Source organism: Mesorhizobium sp. WSM4816 (genome assembly GCF_055811535.1).
Map to the genome: position 1 here is coordinate 1 of NZ_JBVVQR010000043.1, position 15,695 is coordinate 15,695.

Below are 15,695 nucleotides of genomic sequence, written 5' to 3' on the forward strand. Positions count from 1 at the left end.
TGTTCGATCCAAATGCCGAGGATCTCCTTCGTGCCGTCCGGCAGGATGCCGAGCGCGATGTAGACGGCCTTGTTGCGCGCGAAGCCCTCGTCCCTGATCTTGACCCGGATCGCATCGAAGAAGACGAGCGGATAGACCGCATCCAGCGGGCGGTTCTGCCACTCGGCCACTTCCTCCAGGACGGCGTCGGTGACGGCCGAGATCAGGTCCGGCGACACGTCGATGCCGTAGAGCTCCTCCAGATGGCCGCGGATCTCGCGCACCGTCATGCCGCGCGCGTACATGGAAATGATCTTGTCGTCGAAGTCGGGAAAGCGGCGCTGGTATTTGGCGATCAGCTTCGGATCGAAGGTCCCGGCCCGGTCGCGCGGGATCGACAGCGTCATCTTCGACGTGCCCGTCAGAACCGACTTCCTCGAATGGCCGTTGCGGCGATTGGCGCTGCCGTCAGTGCGGTCGCCCTCGAGATGCTCGTCGAGTTCAGCGTTCAGAATCCGCTCTGAAAGCGCCTTCTTCAGGTCGTCGAGCAATCCGTCCTTGGCAAACACCTCATTCGGATCGCGGCCGGCAAGCAGTTGGTCCAGAAGTTCCTTCTCGATAGCCATGTGATGATTCTCTCCTTTCCATCATCATGGCCTCGCGCACAGAATTCCTGACAGTCCCTCATTTTCGTCGATTGAGGAAGTCCATGAAGAGCGTTTCGACATTGATTATCAGATGCGAGACTCTGGGTGACCTTTTGCTGCCGACGTCGGCCGGTAGCGACAGCATCACATTAACGCACCGATAGCCAAACGAAACCGCGTCTCGGCAATCTCATTAGTCCGTGCTGTGAGTTGCGCCTGCTCGCCGCGTCTCCTCTTGTAGAGACACAGATGCCCTGATGAACTTGCCGACGCCATATGTATCTACGAGGGACTGCTCAGACGAAACTAGCGCTGCAACGAGTTTCGCAAACTCAACGGAGAGCCTCCTCCACGCAAGCGTAAACCTCGTTTTCAGGGGTGGACTGCGACTACCTTGTCGAAAACAGACTGTTAGGTTATCGACTATGGGCGCGATAAGGTTGGCCTTTCTCAGTCCGGCCCCCGTGACAAGTAACGCTTTCCGCGCTGGGAAACGCGCCGCGATCATTTCTCCAAACCGGTTGGCGCCACCCCAAGCAACCTGGATGGCGGCGACTGTGCGGAATTCAAATGGATTGATCGTCATTCTGACTGCTCCGTGGTTGCTGCTCCGATCACTCTTTCGCCGAGCGGAGATGGTGATGACGTCGGTCATCCGAAATGCCGCAAAGACAAACTCCTGCTGCAGCGATAAACATTAACCAATGCGGCTTTTGCGTCGCCATGCTGTTTGCTGAAGCCATCATCTCCCACGGTCAATTAATTCAATTCCCTTCAGTTTGGATCAGAGGCGGCCGGAGAAACACTCGGGGAGAGCCAGTGCTCGCAGGAAACGGCTGGCCGCCTCGGCTGTGCTCCCAATCAACGGCGCGGTCCACACCAGGGCGCCCCCGTGCGCAGCGACCAAGATTTTATTCAGGCACGGTTGAACTTCGGTTGGGCAGGGCAGGTTGTAAATCTCGTCCGCCGGCCGAGCTGCACAACCTCGTCACCGCCACGACGGCATCATGGCACAGCGCTATGAGTGAGGCAGGTACGCAGAAAGCGTTGGTCGCTTGTCCCGCCAGGGCGTCGCCTTTTCGTAATGATGGCCAGCGCGCAACACGGTCGCGTCTTCGAAAGGACGGCCGACCAGCTGCATGCCTAGCGGCAATCCGGCGGCTGTGAAGCCAGTGCATACGGCAAGCGCCGGGGCGCCGCGGACGTTGAAGGCGTAGTTGAAGCAAGGGAGGTCGAACCAGCTTGCCTTCGTCGGCGTCTCGATCGGCGGGGCCTCGCTCCGCGTCGTCGCGCAAAGCAACACATCGACCTTGCGCATCGTCTCGTCAAAGGCGGCGCAGAGCTCGCGCCGCATGCGCTGCGCCTCTACGTAGTCGGCGGCGCTGAGGAAGGCTCCCATGGTAATGTAGTCGCGGAAACATTGGCCATAGTCCTGCGGCCGGGACTTCACCCATTTCTCGTGCAGGGCATAGCTCTCAGCTAACAGGATGATCTCACCGCACGCCGTCCAATCGGCAAGCGGTGGCAAGGTTACGTCGACGACCTCTGCGCCAAGATCGCGAAAGACAGAAGCTGCGTCCTCGAGCGCCTGCCGGGTCGCGTCGTTAACGAGACAGTCGAGCTCGTGGAAGTGGCGGACGAAGCCGATACGCATTCCCTTAACCGAGCCGCCGAGCGATGCCCGGAAATCGGATGTCTGCACTTGGGCACTGGCAGGATCGCCGGCGTCCGCCCCCACCATCGGCTGCAGCATGATGGCGCAATCCTCGACCGTCCAGGCGAGCGGCCCTACATGGTCGAGCGAATAAGCCAGCGGCAGGACGCCGGTGCGCGGGCAGAGCCCGTATGTCGGCTTGAACCCGGCAACACCGCAGAGCGAGGCGGGCCCCCGAATTGAGCCGCCGGTATCGGAACCCGTTCCGCCCAGAACGAGGCCGGCGGCGACCGCGGCGCCGGTCCCACTCGAGGAACCGCTGGTGCAATGCGCCGGGTTCCAGGGATTGCGCGCTGGGGGCCAAGGCAGATTGAAGTCCGGCCCAACACAGGCGAACTCGTCGGTTGCGAGCTTGCCGAGCATGACCGTCCCCGCCTCGGCGAGCCGGCGGACTGTGACCGCATCCTCCGCGGGCACGTGGTCGATCAGGATCTTCGAATGCGCCGTCGTCGGGATGCCTTTCGTGCAGTAGATGTCCTTGTGGGCGATGGGAATGCCGTGCAGCGGGCCGAGCGGGCCGCTCATCATGATCTGGGCCTCAGCCGCCTTCGCCTCGGCCAGCGCGCGCTCGGGGGTGAGACGGATGAAGGCGTGAAGCGTGCCGTCGAGCTTCTCGATCCGCGCAAGGCAAGATTGTACGAGTTCGACGGGCGAGAGCTTGCGCGCAGCGATGAGCGCCGCTGCCTGCGCGATTGTCAGGGGTGCGGTCATAGCGCGGCCTTACTTGGATCGAAGACAACGGCCGGTTCGGCCCCGGGCGCCCGTCCCCGTCCGCGCACGCGCTCCGCCATCGCCGCCACATAGCGGTAGGCGCCGTGGAGATCTCGCTCCTGGGTCGGCGTCAACGTGAGCCCGGCGCGTTGCGCAAGCGCTTTGAACGTGTCGAGGTCTACTGGTGCTTCCGCCATTCGGTTCTTCTCATTTCATTCGAAGCGGTGAGGAGAACTAACTCTCCCGCCGTCACTTGTTCTTACTGCGCGAGCCAAGCGGTAAAGTGCTGGCGCAGGTCGTCGCCCTTGTCAGCCCGAATACAGAATCGCTTACACGTCCATTTGAACTTTTTGCCTCAAGAAACAGTAACATTCTCCGTAATTATGAAAGAGAAATTTTTGATTTAATCTATTCACGCCGTTAATAAGTGTACGATGCTGGTCGCTTCTTGCTCCCGGCAGTCCACGTGTCCGGGGTCAGTCAAATTATTTCGTGAGAGGCTGGCCGACTTAGCCCAAGTTCTACTTCGTTTCAGCAGTGGCAACATGCTATCACCGCTTGCCCCGGGAGGAGTTTGACAGTGATTTCCACACGGGTGTCTTCCCCTATTCGAAGACAGGATCGTGAGGCTTAGTTGGGATGCCGTTAGCTGGAGCGCGCACATGACAGGCGACGACGCGCCCGTCTGCCATCGACACTAGGGCTGGCACGTCGATGCGGCAACGCTCGACCGCGAGCGGGCAACGTGGATGAAAGGCGCACCCGCTTGGCGGATTGATCGGGCTTGGCACCTCGCCCTCGACGGGTGCCTCCAGCCGAACGCGCGTTGGATCCGGCACAGGTGCAGCGGCGATCAGCGCCGCCGTGTATGGATGAACCGGCTTGGCAAAGAGGGCTTCGCATGTGGCCAGTTCCACGATCCGCCCGAGGTACATGACCGCGACGCGATGGCCGAGATGCTCGACGACGCCGAGGTCATGCGAAATAAAGACGAAGGCAATGCCCATCTGCTGTTGCAGATCCATCAGCAGGTTCAAGATCTGTGACTGCACGGAGACATCCAAGGCAGAAACCGCCTCGTCAGCGATAATGATCGAGGGCTTGAGTGATAGCGCCCGCGCAATGCCGAGCCGCTGGCGCTGGCCCCCCGACAGCTCGGACGGCAGCCTGTGCATCATCTCAGGCGACATTCCCACTTTCTGGAGAAGGTCCGCGGCAAGGGCGTTGCGCTGCTTGCGGCTGAGGCGCTCAAAATTCTCGACCGGTTCGGTAATGATCTGTCCGGCGGTGAGACGCGGGTTCAGCGACGAGTAAGGATCCTGAAACACCATCTGCATCCGACGGCGCCAGGCGTGAAGCGCCTCCTTCTTGAGGCCCGCGATATCGGTCCCGTCGATCAGCACGCGGCCAGCCGTCGGCTCGACGAGCCGCATCAAGAGCCGCGCGACGGTGGACTTGCCGCAGCCGGATTCACCGACGATGCAAAGCGTCTCGCCCGCCTCGACAGAAAAGGACACATCCTCCACCGCGCGGATCACCGGAATGCTTTTCTTGAAGATTCCCGCACCGAACAGATAATGCTTGGTCAGATTCTCGACTTTCAGCAAAGGATCTTTCATGCGCCCACGACCTCTTCGGCGCGCCAGCAGGCTGCGGCGCGGCCAGAGCCGACATCACGCAGGGCGGGTGTCTTCTCGCGGCAGATATCGATCGCGAACGGGCAGCGAGGCGCAAAGCTGCACCCGACAATGGGCTCGCGCAGACTTGGCACGATCCCTGGGATTTCTGGCAGACGACGCTGTCGGCCGCGCCGTCGATCAGGTACGGAACGCATGAGCGCCTGAGTGTACGGATGCATGGGGCGCGCGAACAGATCCGTTACGGTCGCCTGCTCGACGCTCCGGCCAGCATACATGACGATAACGCGCTGGCACGTCTCGGCGACGACTCCCAGATCATGCGTGATGAACATCACGGCCGTGCCCATGCGCTCTTTCAGGTCGACGATCAGCCGTAGGATCTGCGCCTGGATGGTGACGTCGAGCGCAGTCGTCGGCTCGTCGGCGATCAATAGTTCCGGCGAGCAGGCGAGAGCCATCGCGATCATCACGCGTTGACGCATTCCACCCGACATTTCATAGGGATAGTTGCTGATGCGATGCTCGGGATCTGCAATGCGGACGAAACGGAGCATTTCTTCGGCCTTGGCCATCGCAATTGAACGGGAGACCCCCGCGTGAATCTGCACCGCTTCAGCGATTTGGCGCCCAACCGTGTAGACCGGGTTCAGACTCGTCATTGGGTCCTGGAAGATCATCGCGATCTTGTCACCGCGGATCTTTCGCATCTCCTGCTCCGACAACTCAAGAAGGTCACGGCCTTGAAATCGGACCTCACCTCCAACCGTCTCAGCTGTCTGCTTCGGCAGCAGGCGAAGGATCGAGAGGGCAGTAACGCTCTTACCGCATCCGGATTCGCCGACGACGCCAAGCGTTTCGCCTTTCTTCACCTGGAAGCTGATGCCACCCAGGGCACGGGTGACGCTTTCCTCACCGTAAAAATGCGTCTCAAGGTTTCGAACATCGAGAAGCACGTCATGCCTTGCCGTGTTATGCATCTGCATGTCAGCGCCTCCGCTTCGAACGGGGATCGAACATATCGCGCAGACCATCCCCGAGCAGGTTGACAGCAAGCACCGTGACGGCAAGGCAGATGCCGGGGGCGAAAATCGTCATGGGAGCGATGGCGAGATACAGGCGCGAAGTGGCGATCATGTTGCCCCAACTGGGAATCTCGGGCGGTACACCCGCACCAAGGAAACTTAGCCCGGCTTCCGTCATAATTGCGCTCGCGCAAACAGTCGCGCTCTGCACCATCAGCGCGGGAATGGTGCTCGGGAGGATATGCCGCCACAGCACCTTTGGCAGGCGCGCACCACCGCAGAGCGCAGCCTCCACATAGGGACGCTCCCGAACACTGAGGACCACTGAACGAACGAGCCTCGCGACGGCTGGCGTCTCGGGGATCGCGATGGCGACGATGAGGATGCCGATGCCGGGGCCTGTCAGAGAAATAAGGGCAATGGCGAGCAGAATGGTCGGGATGGACATCAGGCCGTCCATGACCCGCATGACGACGTTGTCAAAGCTGCGGTTGTAGCCGGCGATGACACCGATCAGAGCTCCGGCAAGAGCCGCGCATGCCGCCGACAGCAATCCGACCATGAGGGAGATACGGGCGCCGAAGATCGTTCGCGCAAACACATCCCGGCCCAGATTGTCGCTCCCGAACCACATCTCGGCCGCAGGCGGCTGGAGGCGCTTGAATGGATCCATGTTTGTCGGATCGCCTGCGTAAAGCGGGGCAGCGAGCGCCAGAACGATCAGGAGCGCCAACAGGCCACCGCCGATCAGGACGAGTGGATGTCGCCTTGCGAGACGGGCAAGGCCGGAAAGCCCCAGCGGGGCCGACGGCGTGGTTTCAAGTATTGCGGAGGGGAGTGTCATATCAGTACCGGATGCGGGGATCGATCAGCGTATAGGCAAGATCGACTGTGAGATTGATAAGGACGTACAGACCTGATGTCAGGATGAGCACGCTCTGGATAATGGGATAGTCACGGTTGTTAATCGCATCGACGACTAACCGACCGATACCGGGTATGTTGAACACCGTTTCCGTGAGAACCACGCCGCCGATCATATAGGCGAAGCTTATGCCGATAACCGTCAAGATCGGGACGCCGGCATTCTTCAAGGCATGGTGGAAAAGCATGGCATAGGACGAAGCGCCCTTGGCGGCGGCCGTCCGCATATAGTCTTCCGACAGGACCTCGAACATGCTCGCCCGCGTAACCCGCGCGATGAATGCGATGTAGCCAAGACTTAACGCCACTGTGGGCAGGATCAGTTGCATGAACCATGGCCCCAGGCCATCCTCGATGGGCACATATCCCTGGACCGGTAGCCAGTGTGTCTTGATGGCGAAGAAGTATATGAGGAAATAGCCGACGACAAAGACCGGGACGGAATAACCAAATGCCGAAAAGGCGGCGAGGAGGCGATCGACGAAACCGCCAGTTCGCCACGCGGCTAGGATGCCGAAAGAGACCCCGACCGTCACCGAAAGGATCATTGTCAGGATCGACAGCGAAAGGGTCGGTTCAAGCCGCTGCGAGATGAGCTCGAGAACCGGTCGTCCGGCAAAGATCGAGGTGCCGAAATCGCCGCCGAGCATGTCGCGCACCCAACGCATGAACTGAACCGGCATAGGATCATCCAGCCCTAGCTGCTCGCGGATGGCAGCGATCCTCTCTGCCGTGGCCGTCTTGCCGGCGATTATAGCAGCTGGGTCGCCAGGCGCCAGCCTTAGAAGCAGGAACACGAAAATCCCGACCATCGCCATGACGGCGGTGGTCGAAACCAGTCTACGAAGGATGTAGGTCGCCATCAGGTCGGGACCTTCTGCACGTTCCACATTGGCACGAGCGCCGGCATGCCAATGAGGCCACTGAGGGCATTGCTGCGCGCAATCGGCGAGACATATTGACCCAGCAGAACGGTCCCAACAAAATCCCAATATAGTTGTTGCATCTTACGGGCCAGCGCCTTGCGCTCTTCTAGCGTTTCGCCATCCGCCCATTTTGCCCGAAGAGCCTCATATTCGTCGCTCGTCGGCCAACCCGCGAAGCCCTTCTCACCATTCGCTGTTTGAATGGAGTTGAACAAGTTGTTGTGATCGTAGTTGGATTCGCCGTTAATGTGTATGCTCCAACCGCCGTCCTCGACGGGACCCTTATTATCTAGGCGCGCGCTAACCCCGCCCCAGTCGCTCGGCGCAAGCTCGACCTTGATCCCAATCTTGCGCAGCGAATCCGCTACAATCTGCGCGCCAATGTCCCCCTCCCGCCAGTCCGTCGACTGCAGGATTATGACTTTCTCGCCGGCATATCCCGACTCCTTGAACAGCTGCTTGGCCTTTTCTGGATCCCCACCCTTCTTGAACCATCCAGTGTTTTCGTCATTGGAATAGGGCGTTTCGCTCCCGAATGCCCCAGTGATCGTACGGAAGTATTGGGGGTTCCCGACCACAGCTTGCATCACTGCCTCCTGATCGATCAGATGAAGCATCGCTTGGCGTGCCTTGACGTTGTCAAATGGCTTCTGCAGGCAGTTCATGCGCAGGAAAAGCACGTCGCCCCATTTGTTCAGAACCTCGAGTTTGAGATTAGGATCACTCTCGATGACTGGGTAAAGATCGGCGGGTGGCCCAAAGAGGAAATCGACCTCACCTGCTTGCAACGCCGCGACAGCGGTCTGCTGATCGGGTATATTATTCCAGATTACCCTGTCGATCCTGACAATCTTCTCACCGGCCAATCCGTCAGATGGCTCCTTGCGCGGGACGTATTGTTCATTGCGGTCGTAAGTGAAGCTCGCGCCGGGCTTGGCAAGAGCATGATTGAACTTAAATGGCCCTGATCCGATATTCGCTGTGACCTGCTCGGTCGCAGGGCGATCCGCATCCTTCTCTCGCATGATGAACAGGCACGGCGTTGCAAGGTCCGCGAGGATGTTGATTAATAGCCCTAGCGGCTTCTTGAGCGAAATCGTGAACGTTTTGTCGTCTTTTTTCGAAATATCCTTGGCCCGCGACATGATTAGTTGTCCTGCGGGAGTCGCCTGGCCAAAGCGACGGATCGAGGCCACGCAATCAGCTGCGGTTACGGGGGTGCCATCATGCCAGCCGAGGCCATCCCGAAGCTCGAACGTGTAGGTCTTCTTATCGTCGGAAACGCCCCACTTCCCTACCATTTGGGGCTGAGGCATCAATTTTGAATCTAGCGCAAACAGCGTATCGTAGATCATCAGGCCATGGTCGGCTATGGTATAGTTGCTCGACAAGACCGGATCGAAGCCGGGGAGAAAACTGGGAATTACTATTCGGACCGTCCGGTCGGGAGCGGACGCCGTCTGCGCCCGCAGGACCGACGGAATCGATACGGCCGCCCCTGCAGCCAAGCCCGCCTTGATAAGCTCGCGCCTTGAAATGGTCATTTTCTGATTCCCCTTTTTAAGCTGGTCGTGCGGACCTCGATGCTCACAATTGAACGGTAGCAGCTTGCAACCACCTGAAAAAAGAGAGATTTTCGCATTAATCTATTCACGCGGCGACTAAGTGGAAGCCGATACAGGTTCCCTCGGCGCCGCTGCTGCATGGTCTGTATGTGGTGGCAAGGGCATCCACCTTTATCCGTTCATCATTTACGGGGCGCGGAACGGTTCGTGGTGACGGTGCCCGCTACCTGCCATTGCTCATGCCGGGGGAGATCTTATGTGAGTAACAGAGAGCCCGCTCGGTTGGCTGCGCCCTCAAGTTTTGCTAACCGCCTGAGATCGCGCAATGCAACTGGCGCTGAGGTGCCGAGGCGAACGGGCGCCTTGCAGATAGTTGAATCGCATCGCCGCGTCTGGGGCAGCGGAAGGGTATCTCGCGGCATCCTTTGCCGCGGACACGCAAGGCTCCCTCGCGCCAATCAATGTCGTCGAGGCCCATACAAAGGATATCGCCGGCGCGCTGCCCGAGGAGAGCAAGGGCAGCAGTACCGCGCGGTCGCGGATACCCTTTGACGTCGTGACGTCGCACGAAGAGCCCCGCGCAAGACTTCCGTTGCGAAAAAAAAGCAACGCCGATAATCGCCATTGCGGGATGGGTTGCCCTGTCAGGGGCCAGGTCGATCAACTGCTGCCGCACGCTGCAAAGTTATCCTGGACCGTGCTGCTTTCGCGGGAGCTCGTCCCGCTTCCGGCAAGCCGCAGCATTTGTCTAAATTGATGTGGTGGCACGGCCCGCTACCGCAGCATCAGAATGCTAAAACCTGGTCGTCATTAACGCCTGAGGTGCTCCCCATCTTTGGATCGCCCCGGGCAGGAACTTCCGGGGGTGATGGCTCAAGGCGGAACAGCCGCCGATGAGCCTTTCATAAGCGATAACGGCGGCTTGTTGCCGATCGCGCTGTGGGTCGGACTGTGTTGAACAACACCACGAAACACAGGACCGAGGAACGCAAGTTTCTTTATCCATGGCATCCTTGGGCTGGGCGTTGTGTTCACGTTCATGAGGTGATCGAGAAGGCAGACCGGGAGGTTTTCCGCCGCAGTCTCGCCGGCCACGCCTCCGATCGGTGGCTGGAGGTTCCGGCCTGGATGTTTGATCGCGCGGTCTGCACCGCGTGGCGCATTGCCGCTGCCCCACATGTCGATCCCAGAACGCTTGGCGTCTTGGTGACACTGCTGCAGGACGCGACGGCCAATTCCCACACCCCATCGCAATTGGAGGATTCGGGCGCAGCATCGGGTCCTCCCGACACGAATCGGGGAGAGGTCCATGCCGCGCCAGCCTACGACATATCAGTTCGATCTGTTCTCCAACCCGCACGACGCGCAGACCGCACAGATGCCACCATGGCAGGCGCTGCCGGAAGAGACGCGCCTGACGCTGACAAAGCTGATGGTGCGCCTGATCCTCGGCCACGTCGACGGCGAGCGCACCGTTCCACTGGAGGAGGCGCGCCATGATGCATGAGAAGATCCGGCCCCATCATCTGGAGCGCAAGGCGATCCTTTATGTGCGGCAGTCCTCGGCCCATCAGGTTCTGCACAATCGTGAGAGCCGCGCCCTGCAGTATGCGATGCGCGATCGCCTGGTGGCACTCGGCTGGTCTTGCATCGAGACGGTCGATGACGATCGCGGCCGCTCTGCTGCTGGCGGTATCGCGCGAGCGGGCTTCGATCGGATGGTCGCCGCAGTCTGTCTCGGCAAGGTTGGGGCGGTTGCGGCGCGGGAGGTATCGCGCTTCGCCCGCAACAGCCGCGACTGGCAGCAGCTCATCGAGATGTGCCGCGTCGTCGATACCGTGCTGATCGACCAGGAGACGGTCTACGCACCGCGCCAGGGCAACGAACCGGCTGCTGCTGGCATTGAAGGGCAGTCTCAACGAGTATGAGCTCGATCTTCTGCGTCAGCGCTCCCTGTCGGCCCGCTATGAGAAGGCCCGGCGCGGTGAACTCGTCGTCGCTGCCCCGGTCGGCTTTGTGAAGGTCGGCGACCGGCTGGAGAAGGATCCCGATCGTCGCATGCAGGAGGCCATTACCCTTGTGTTTGACAAGGTGGCGGAACTTGGCAGTGCCCGCCAGGCCCTGCTCTGGTTCCTCGAACATGGGCTGGATTTGCCTGCCAAGCGCAACAATGGCGATGGGGTCTGGCGCAGGCCAAGCTATGCGACCATCCACCGAATGATCGAGAACCCGATCTACGGCGGCGCCTACGCCTATGGTAAGACTCGTGCTGCGTCGGGATATGATGCAACAGCCATTCGCTCGCGCAGCCGCCGTAAGGCGCGTGATGAATGGCTGGCGCTGATCCCGGGTGCACACGAAGGCTACGTCGGCTGGGAAAGGGCGGAAGCGATCCGCAAGATGGTGAGCGACAACGTGCCCACGAGCCGGCATCACGGGGCGCCCAAGCATGGCGACGCTCTGCTCGCCGGCCTTGTCCGCTGCCGGCGCTGCGGCCGCAAGCTGACGGTCCGCTACACGGGAACCAAACACAACATTCCGCGCTATTCCTGCTGGCGTGGTCTGCTTGACAATGGCGAGCCGCGTTGCATCGCCTTCGGTGGACTACGCGTCGACGACGTCATCGAGGAAGCTCTTCTGCGGGTTGTCGAGCCGGGAGCGATAGCCGCGGCCGTGAGGCCGAAGCGCAAGCGGCCAGTCGCCGCGATCAGGTCCGCGATGCTCTGATGCGCGATCGCGAGGCGGCACGCTACAGCGCCGATCGGGCATTCCGGCAATACGACGCCATCGATCCGCAGAACCGGCTGGTTGCGGCGGAACTGGAGTTGCGATGGAACCGGGCGCTTACGCGTGTCGGCGAGATCGAGAGCAGGATTGCCGCGCATGATGCCTCGACATCGGAGCCATCACTTCTGTCGCCAATACACGTCACCGCGCTCGCCGCCGATCTCAAGGCTGTGTGGGCGGCGCCGAGGACGGATGCAAGACTCAAGAAGCGCATCGTTCGTACCGTCATCCGGGAGGTGGTCGCCGATATCGATGACGAAGCCTCCGAGATCGTTCTCCTGATCCATTGGGTTGGCGGCGTCCATACTGAACTGCGCCTGCCGAAGCGGCGCCGTGGACAGCGCAACAGCACGTCCGGCGATATCATCGCGGCCGTCCGCCAACTGGTGCTCATCGCCAATGATGATCTGATTGCCGGCATCCTCAACCGCAATGGACTGGTGACCGGCCACGGCAATCGATGGACACGCGAGCGGGTCACCGCGCACAGGTCGCATCATAAGATCCCTGTCTTCCGGCCAGCGGCGGACGGCAAAGAGCCATGGCTTAACCTGAACAAGGCGGCGCGCCTTCTCGGCGTTGCACCGAAGACCCTCAGGCTCGCCGCCGAGGCGGGCGAGATCGAAGGCGTTCATCCTCTGCCGGATGGTCCATGGGTCTTCAGCCGATCAACGCTTGACGAACCGGCGGCTCAGCGCATCGTTCATCGCGCGCGGCAAAACCCAAAATACCCCATGGGATCGCATCCAGATCAGCAAAACCTATTCACTTCAACGACATAGACAGATGGGTGTTATGGAACAGGATTTAAGTCCTTACACCATTCCTCCATCTTCCGCCCGGAACTTGCCATTGAACGACTCGATGAAGGCATTGTCGGTCGGCTTTCCCGGCCGGGAGGAGTCCAGTTCAACACCTTTCGATAGGCCCATAGATCGAGGTCGCGGGAGACAAACTCGGAACCCTGGGCGACCCGGATCGTCTTCGGACAACCGACCTTGCGACACTTAGCGCTGCTTGAAAATCGCAATCTTTAAATTTAGTCGAAGACGCCTCATGCCACAGCGCCCTGTAATTAAACGAGTACAATAGACGCTTCATATAACTTCACAAAATCTTTGCGCCCGAAGATCACTGACGATGGTACTTCTCCGCAAAGTCTGATGTCGAGTACGGCCAAGAGAGCTCTTGCCGAACTGCGCAGCGACGGCCGCACAGCACGCAAAAATGGAGTTAACAGCCCATGGCAAGAAAAGCGCTGATCCTGGTAGAAGGCGTTTGGGATACTGGTCTGTTGTACGTGAAAGCAGCCCGGCGTCTTGGCCTGCGTCCTATCACCCTGTCGGCTGATCCAGCTCAATACGACTATCTTACGGCAGAAAGCGTTGACGCCATCCGTGTCGATACGAACAATCTCGATGCGCTAATCCGCGAATGTTCCCGTTTACGTGCGACGAATGACATTGCTGGCATTACGAGCGCAAAGGAGTCAGTCTATGCGAGAGTTGGCAAGCTCTGCCAGCATTTCGATCTACCGGGACCGAACCCCATATCAATTGAACGATGCTGCGACAAACCTATTCAACGTCAGCTCCTCGCGGAGGCCGGCGTTCCCACACCTGCTTTTCGCGTGGCGGCGAATGCGACGGACGTAAAAAGTTTTGCCTCGGACATCGGCCTGCCGGCAATTCTTAAGCCAGCCGCAGGCAGCGGCAGCATGGGAGTTCGATTGTGCCGCAATCTCGATGAGGTAACCGAGCACACGAACTATTTGTTGGGCGGGAAGCACATATGGCGGTCGTCGCCGAGGATACTGGTCGAAGAATTCGCACAGGGCCCGCAATATTCCGTCGACGTAATGGGGAATGAGGTCGTTGGGATTGCTGCCCTTGAATTCGGTGGCCCACCGCACTTCGTCTACCGTGAGCTCACCTATCCGGCCGTGTTGACTGACGACAAGCGCGATAGTGTTGTCGATCTTTCGCTGAGCTGTTTGCGAGCTCTCGACCTTGGCTGGGGGCCAACGAACGTTGAACTCCGGTGGACTAAGGGTGGTCCAGTCGTCATTGAAGTCAATCCCCGTCTTCCGGGTTCGCCCGCTCCTGAACTGGTTCAACTGGCCTACGGTATCGATCTCGTCACCGAGCACATAAAACTTGTGATCGGTTCCGAATGGAATTTGCACAGAAGCCATTCGCAGACTGCGGTCGCGCAGTACCTAGTTGCTGATCGCGATGGCACTCTCGATTGGATTCGTGGCGACAGTCGAGCGGCTGCTGTATCAGGTGTCGCCGAGGTCAAATTGTATGTTAAACCTAAGACGCCGATCGTTAGGAAAAGCGATTACCGAGACTGTATCGGACATGTCATCGCCGCTTCCCCCAGCCTCGCTGGGACCAAGGCCATCCTTCGAAAGGCCGTCGATTTGATCGATTGGTCAATTATACCATTTCCAAACCATGGCGAATAGCGGCAACCTGCGGACCCTCGCGTCCGGCGCCGGCGACCCTGTCTTTGCCTTCTTCGCCCTGATCGGCAAGCGCTTTGCGCCCCGACTGCGCAACCTCAAGGACCGGAAATTCCATACCTTCGAAAAAGCCGATACCTACCCGGCCATCACGGACCATATCGGCGTACGGAATCAATACCGCGCTCATCGTGGAATATTGGGATGATCTGCTGCATCTGCGTCGATCCGCGCGCGTACCGTTGCACCCTCGAAGATTCTCAGAAAGCTGGCTGCTTCACCACATCCGAGTCGGTTGGCTAAAGCCCTGCGGGAGCTCGGCCGTATCGAGCGATCCTTTTTCATGATCGAGTGGTATTCCAGTCCGGCCAGTCCGGCCTTGCGTCGGCGGTGCCCAAGCCGGTCTCAACAAGGGCGAGGCAGCGCACAAACTCAAGCCTGCCGTCTTCTTCCGGCGCGGCAATCAAGATGAGAGAGCGTATTGCCTTACCCTGCAATGCTCCCGAACGATCTTTCCGTTGCCTCACCATAATGGGATTCCATCAATGCGCGATCAGCTCGATTGCCGGCTCCACGTGCATTGGGCCGAACACCATCGCGTGTGCCTTTTCCTCCCGCCAGATCTTCAAGCGGCGCTGCAGCGTGCGCAGAAGTGGATCAGGATATTGCCCCGGCTGCTCCGCATGCAGACGCACCAGTAATTCGCGGCTCGTCCGCCAAGGCTCTTCGTCGAACCACGTGCGCAACCGATGCGATCAAAATCACGCCGGCGGTACGCAAGCGCCATATCGCAGTCGATACGAATCGGCGGCTGTTCATGGTCAACCTGACGCCGGCCGACATCCCCGCCAGCGCCGGCGCTCAGGCGATCCTGGATAGCATCCGGCATCGACGTCTCTCACGCCATGATCCTCGTCGCCATGGGCGGCAACCTGCTTCGCGGAAATGCCGATCCGTGAATTTCAAAACGGACTCTAAGAAGGACATGCGACACATGTGGGCTTTGTTGGGTCGTCGACCCATTCAGAATTAGCCAGCTTCCGTTATACCTTAGGCCAAGTTCCTGAAAACGTGTGTAAAGTCCTTTCTTCCGCCAGATCAGCGAAATTGGCATGAGCTTTGCTGCGTTTTGCTTGCGAGGCTATTGTAGCTGCGCCGGAGCAAGGCGCGAAGATGTTGGACGAGAGTACGGCAAGACGAAATTGGCCTTTGTGTTGTTTTGGCCCGACAGGGGGTTCGCCTTCGTCATGTATCCCAGAATGAAATTACACGATTTGCATACCGTTGTTGGAAGAACGGTCAGCGGCTCAGAA

14 protein-coding genes and 3 pseudogenes are annotated in these 15,695 nt (G+C 59.6%); 7 read left to right on the top strand and 10 right to left on the bottom strand.

Going from position 1 to position 15,695, the window contains the following annotated elements:
• The 8 genes from AC0L3H_RS28820 to AC0L3H_RS28855 form a co-directional block, all read right to left on the bottom strand.
• On the bottom strand, positions 1-605 hold a 605-nt coding region (locus tag AC0L3H_RS28820), incomplete at its 3' end, for an IS256 family transposase (RefSeq protein ID WP_473587727.1).
• Between the two features lie 1,039 nt (positions 606-1,644).
• Positions 1,645-3,051: an amidase gene (locus AC0L3H_RS28825; RefSeq protein ID WP_473587728.1), complete on the bottom strand. Its 1,407-nt coding sequence runs from the start codon at positions 3,049-3,051 to the stop codon at positions 1,645-1,647.
• Positions 3,048-3,248 carry a hypothetical protein gene (locus AC0L3H_RS28830; protein ID WP_473587729.1) on the bottom strand — a complete coding sequence of 67 codons (201 nt, stop codon included), beginning with the start codon at positions 3,246-3,248 and terminating at the stop codon, positions 3,048-3,050. Before AC0L3H_RS28830 ends, AC0L3H_RS28825 begins: the two co-directional genes overlap by 4 nt.
• 408 nt (positions 3,249-3,656) lie before the next feature.
• Entirely contained in the window at positions 3,657-4,670 is a 1,014-nt protein-coding gene (locus AC0L3H_RS28835) for an ABC transporter ATP-binding protein (protein WP_473587730.1), read from the bottom strand.
• Positions 4,667-5,674 (bottom strand): ABC transporter ATP-binding protein, encoded by a 1,008-nt coding sequence (locus tag AC0L3H_RS28840; RefSeq protein WP_473587731.1) that lies wholly within the window; start codon positions 5,672-5,674, stop codon positions 4,667-4,669. The genes AC0L3H_RS28835 and AC0L3H_RS28840 overlap by 4 nt, the downstream gene beginning before the upstream one ends.
• A 1-nt stretch (position 5,675) precedes the next feature.
• A complete protein-coding gene (locus tag AC0L3H_RS28845; protein WP_473587732.1) occupies positions 5,676-6,557 on the bottom strand; it encodes an ABC transporter permease in 882 nt (293 codons plus the stop codon).
• Position 6,558: 1 nt separating this feature from the next.
• The gene (locus AC0L3H_RS28850) at positions 6,559-7,500 is read right to left on the bottom strand and encodes an ABC transporter permease (RefSeq protein WP_473587733.1); all 942 of its coding nucleotides are present in this window, start codon (positions 7,498-7,500) and stop codon (positions 6,559-6,561) included.
• The gene (locus tag AC0L3H_RS28855; RefSeq protein ID WP_473587734.1) at positions 7,500-9,107 is read right to left on the bottom strand and encodes an ABC transporter substrate-binding protein; all 1,608 of its coding nucleotides are present in this window, start codon (positions 9,105-9,107) and stop codon (positions 7,500-7,502) included. Before AC0L3H_RS28855 ends, AC0L3H_RS28850 begins: the two co-directional genes overlap by 1 nt.
• 394 nt (positions 9,108-9,501) lie before the next feature.
• Between AC0L3H_RS28855 and AC0L3H_RS28860 the strand changes: the two genes are divergently transcribed.
• The 5 genes from AC0L3H_RS28860 (at position 9,502) to AC0L3H_RS28880 (ending at position 12,697) form a co-directional block, all read left to right on the top strand.
• The gene (locus AC0L3H_RS28860) at positions 9,502-9,885 is read left to right on the top strand and encodes a hypothetical protein (protein WP_473587735.1); all 384 of its coding nucleotides are present in this window, start codon (positions 9,502-9,504) and stop codon (positions 9,883-9,885) included.
• A 552-nt stretch (positions 9,886-10,437) separates the two neighbouring features.
• A complete protein-coding gene (locus AC0L3H_RS28865; protein ID WP_473587736.1) occupies positions 10,438-10,635 on the top strand; it encodes a hypothetical protein in 198 nt (65 codons plus the stop codon).
• Positions 10,625-11,056 carry a recombinase family protein gene (locus AC0L3H_RS28870; RefSeq protein WP_473587737.1) on the top strand — a complete coding sequence of 144 codons (432 nt, stop codon included), beginning with the start codon at positions 10,625-10,627 and terminating at the stop codon, positions 11,054-11,056. The genes AC0L3H_RS28865 and AC0L3H_RS28870 overlap by 11 nt, the downstream gene beginning before the upstream one ends.
• On the top strand, positions 11,031-11,855 hold the full coding sequence (locus AC0L3H_RS28875) for a recombinase family protein (protein ID WP_473587738.1): 825 nt from the start codon (positions 11,031-11,033) through the stop codon (positions 11,853-11,855). The genes AC0L3H_RS28870 and AC0L3H_RS28875 overlap by 26 nt, the downstream gene beginning before the upstream one ends.
• Positions 11,855-12,697, top strand: a complete 843-nt coding sequence (locus AC0L3H_RS28880) for a MerR family transcriptional regulator (protein WP_473587739.1) — start codon at positions 11,855-11,857, stop codon at positions 12,695-12,697. Before AC0L3H_RS28875 ends, AC0L3H_RS28880 begins: the two co-directional genes overlap by 1 nt.
• Positions 12,698-12,748: 51 nt before the next feature.
• Here AC0L3H_RS28880 and AC0L3H_RS28885 read toward each other — a convergent pair.
• A pseudogene (locus tag AC0L3H_RS28885) lies at positions 12,749-12,909 on the bottom strand (integrase core domain-containing protein); the annotation flags it as partial.
• 249 nt (positions 12,910-13,158) lie between these two features.
• Here AC0L3H_RS28885 and AC0L3H_RS28890 point away from each other — a divergent pair.
• A complete protein-coding gene (locus AC0L3H_RS28890; protein ID WP_473587740.1) occupies positions 13,159-14,385 on the top strand; it encodes an ATP-grasp domain-containing protein in 1,227 nt (408 codons plus the stop codon).
• Positions 14,375-14,854: pseudogene (locus tag AC0L3H_RS28895) on the top strand (Tn3 family transposase). The gene AC0L3H_RS28890 and the pseudogene AC0L3H_RS28895 overlap by 11 nt, the downstream one beginning before the upstream one ends.
• Before the next feature lie 70 nt (positions 14,855-14,924).
• Here the strand turns inward: AC0L3H_RS28895 and AC0L3H_RS28900 are convergent.
• Positions 14,925-15,128, bottom strand: a pseudogene (locus AC0L3H_RS28900) (transposase); the annotation flags it as partial.
• Positions 15,129-15,695 lie beyond the last annotated feature (567 nt).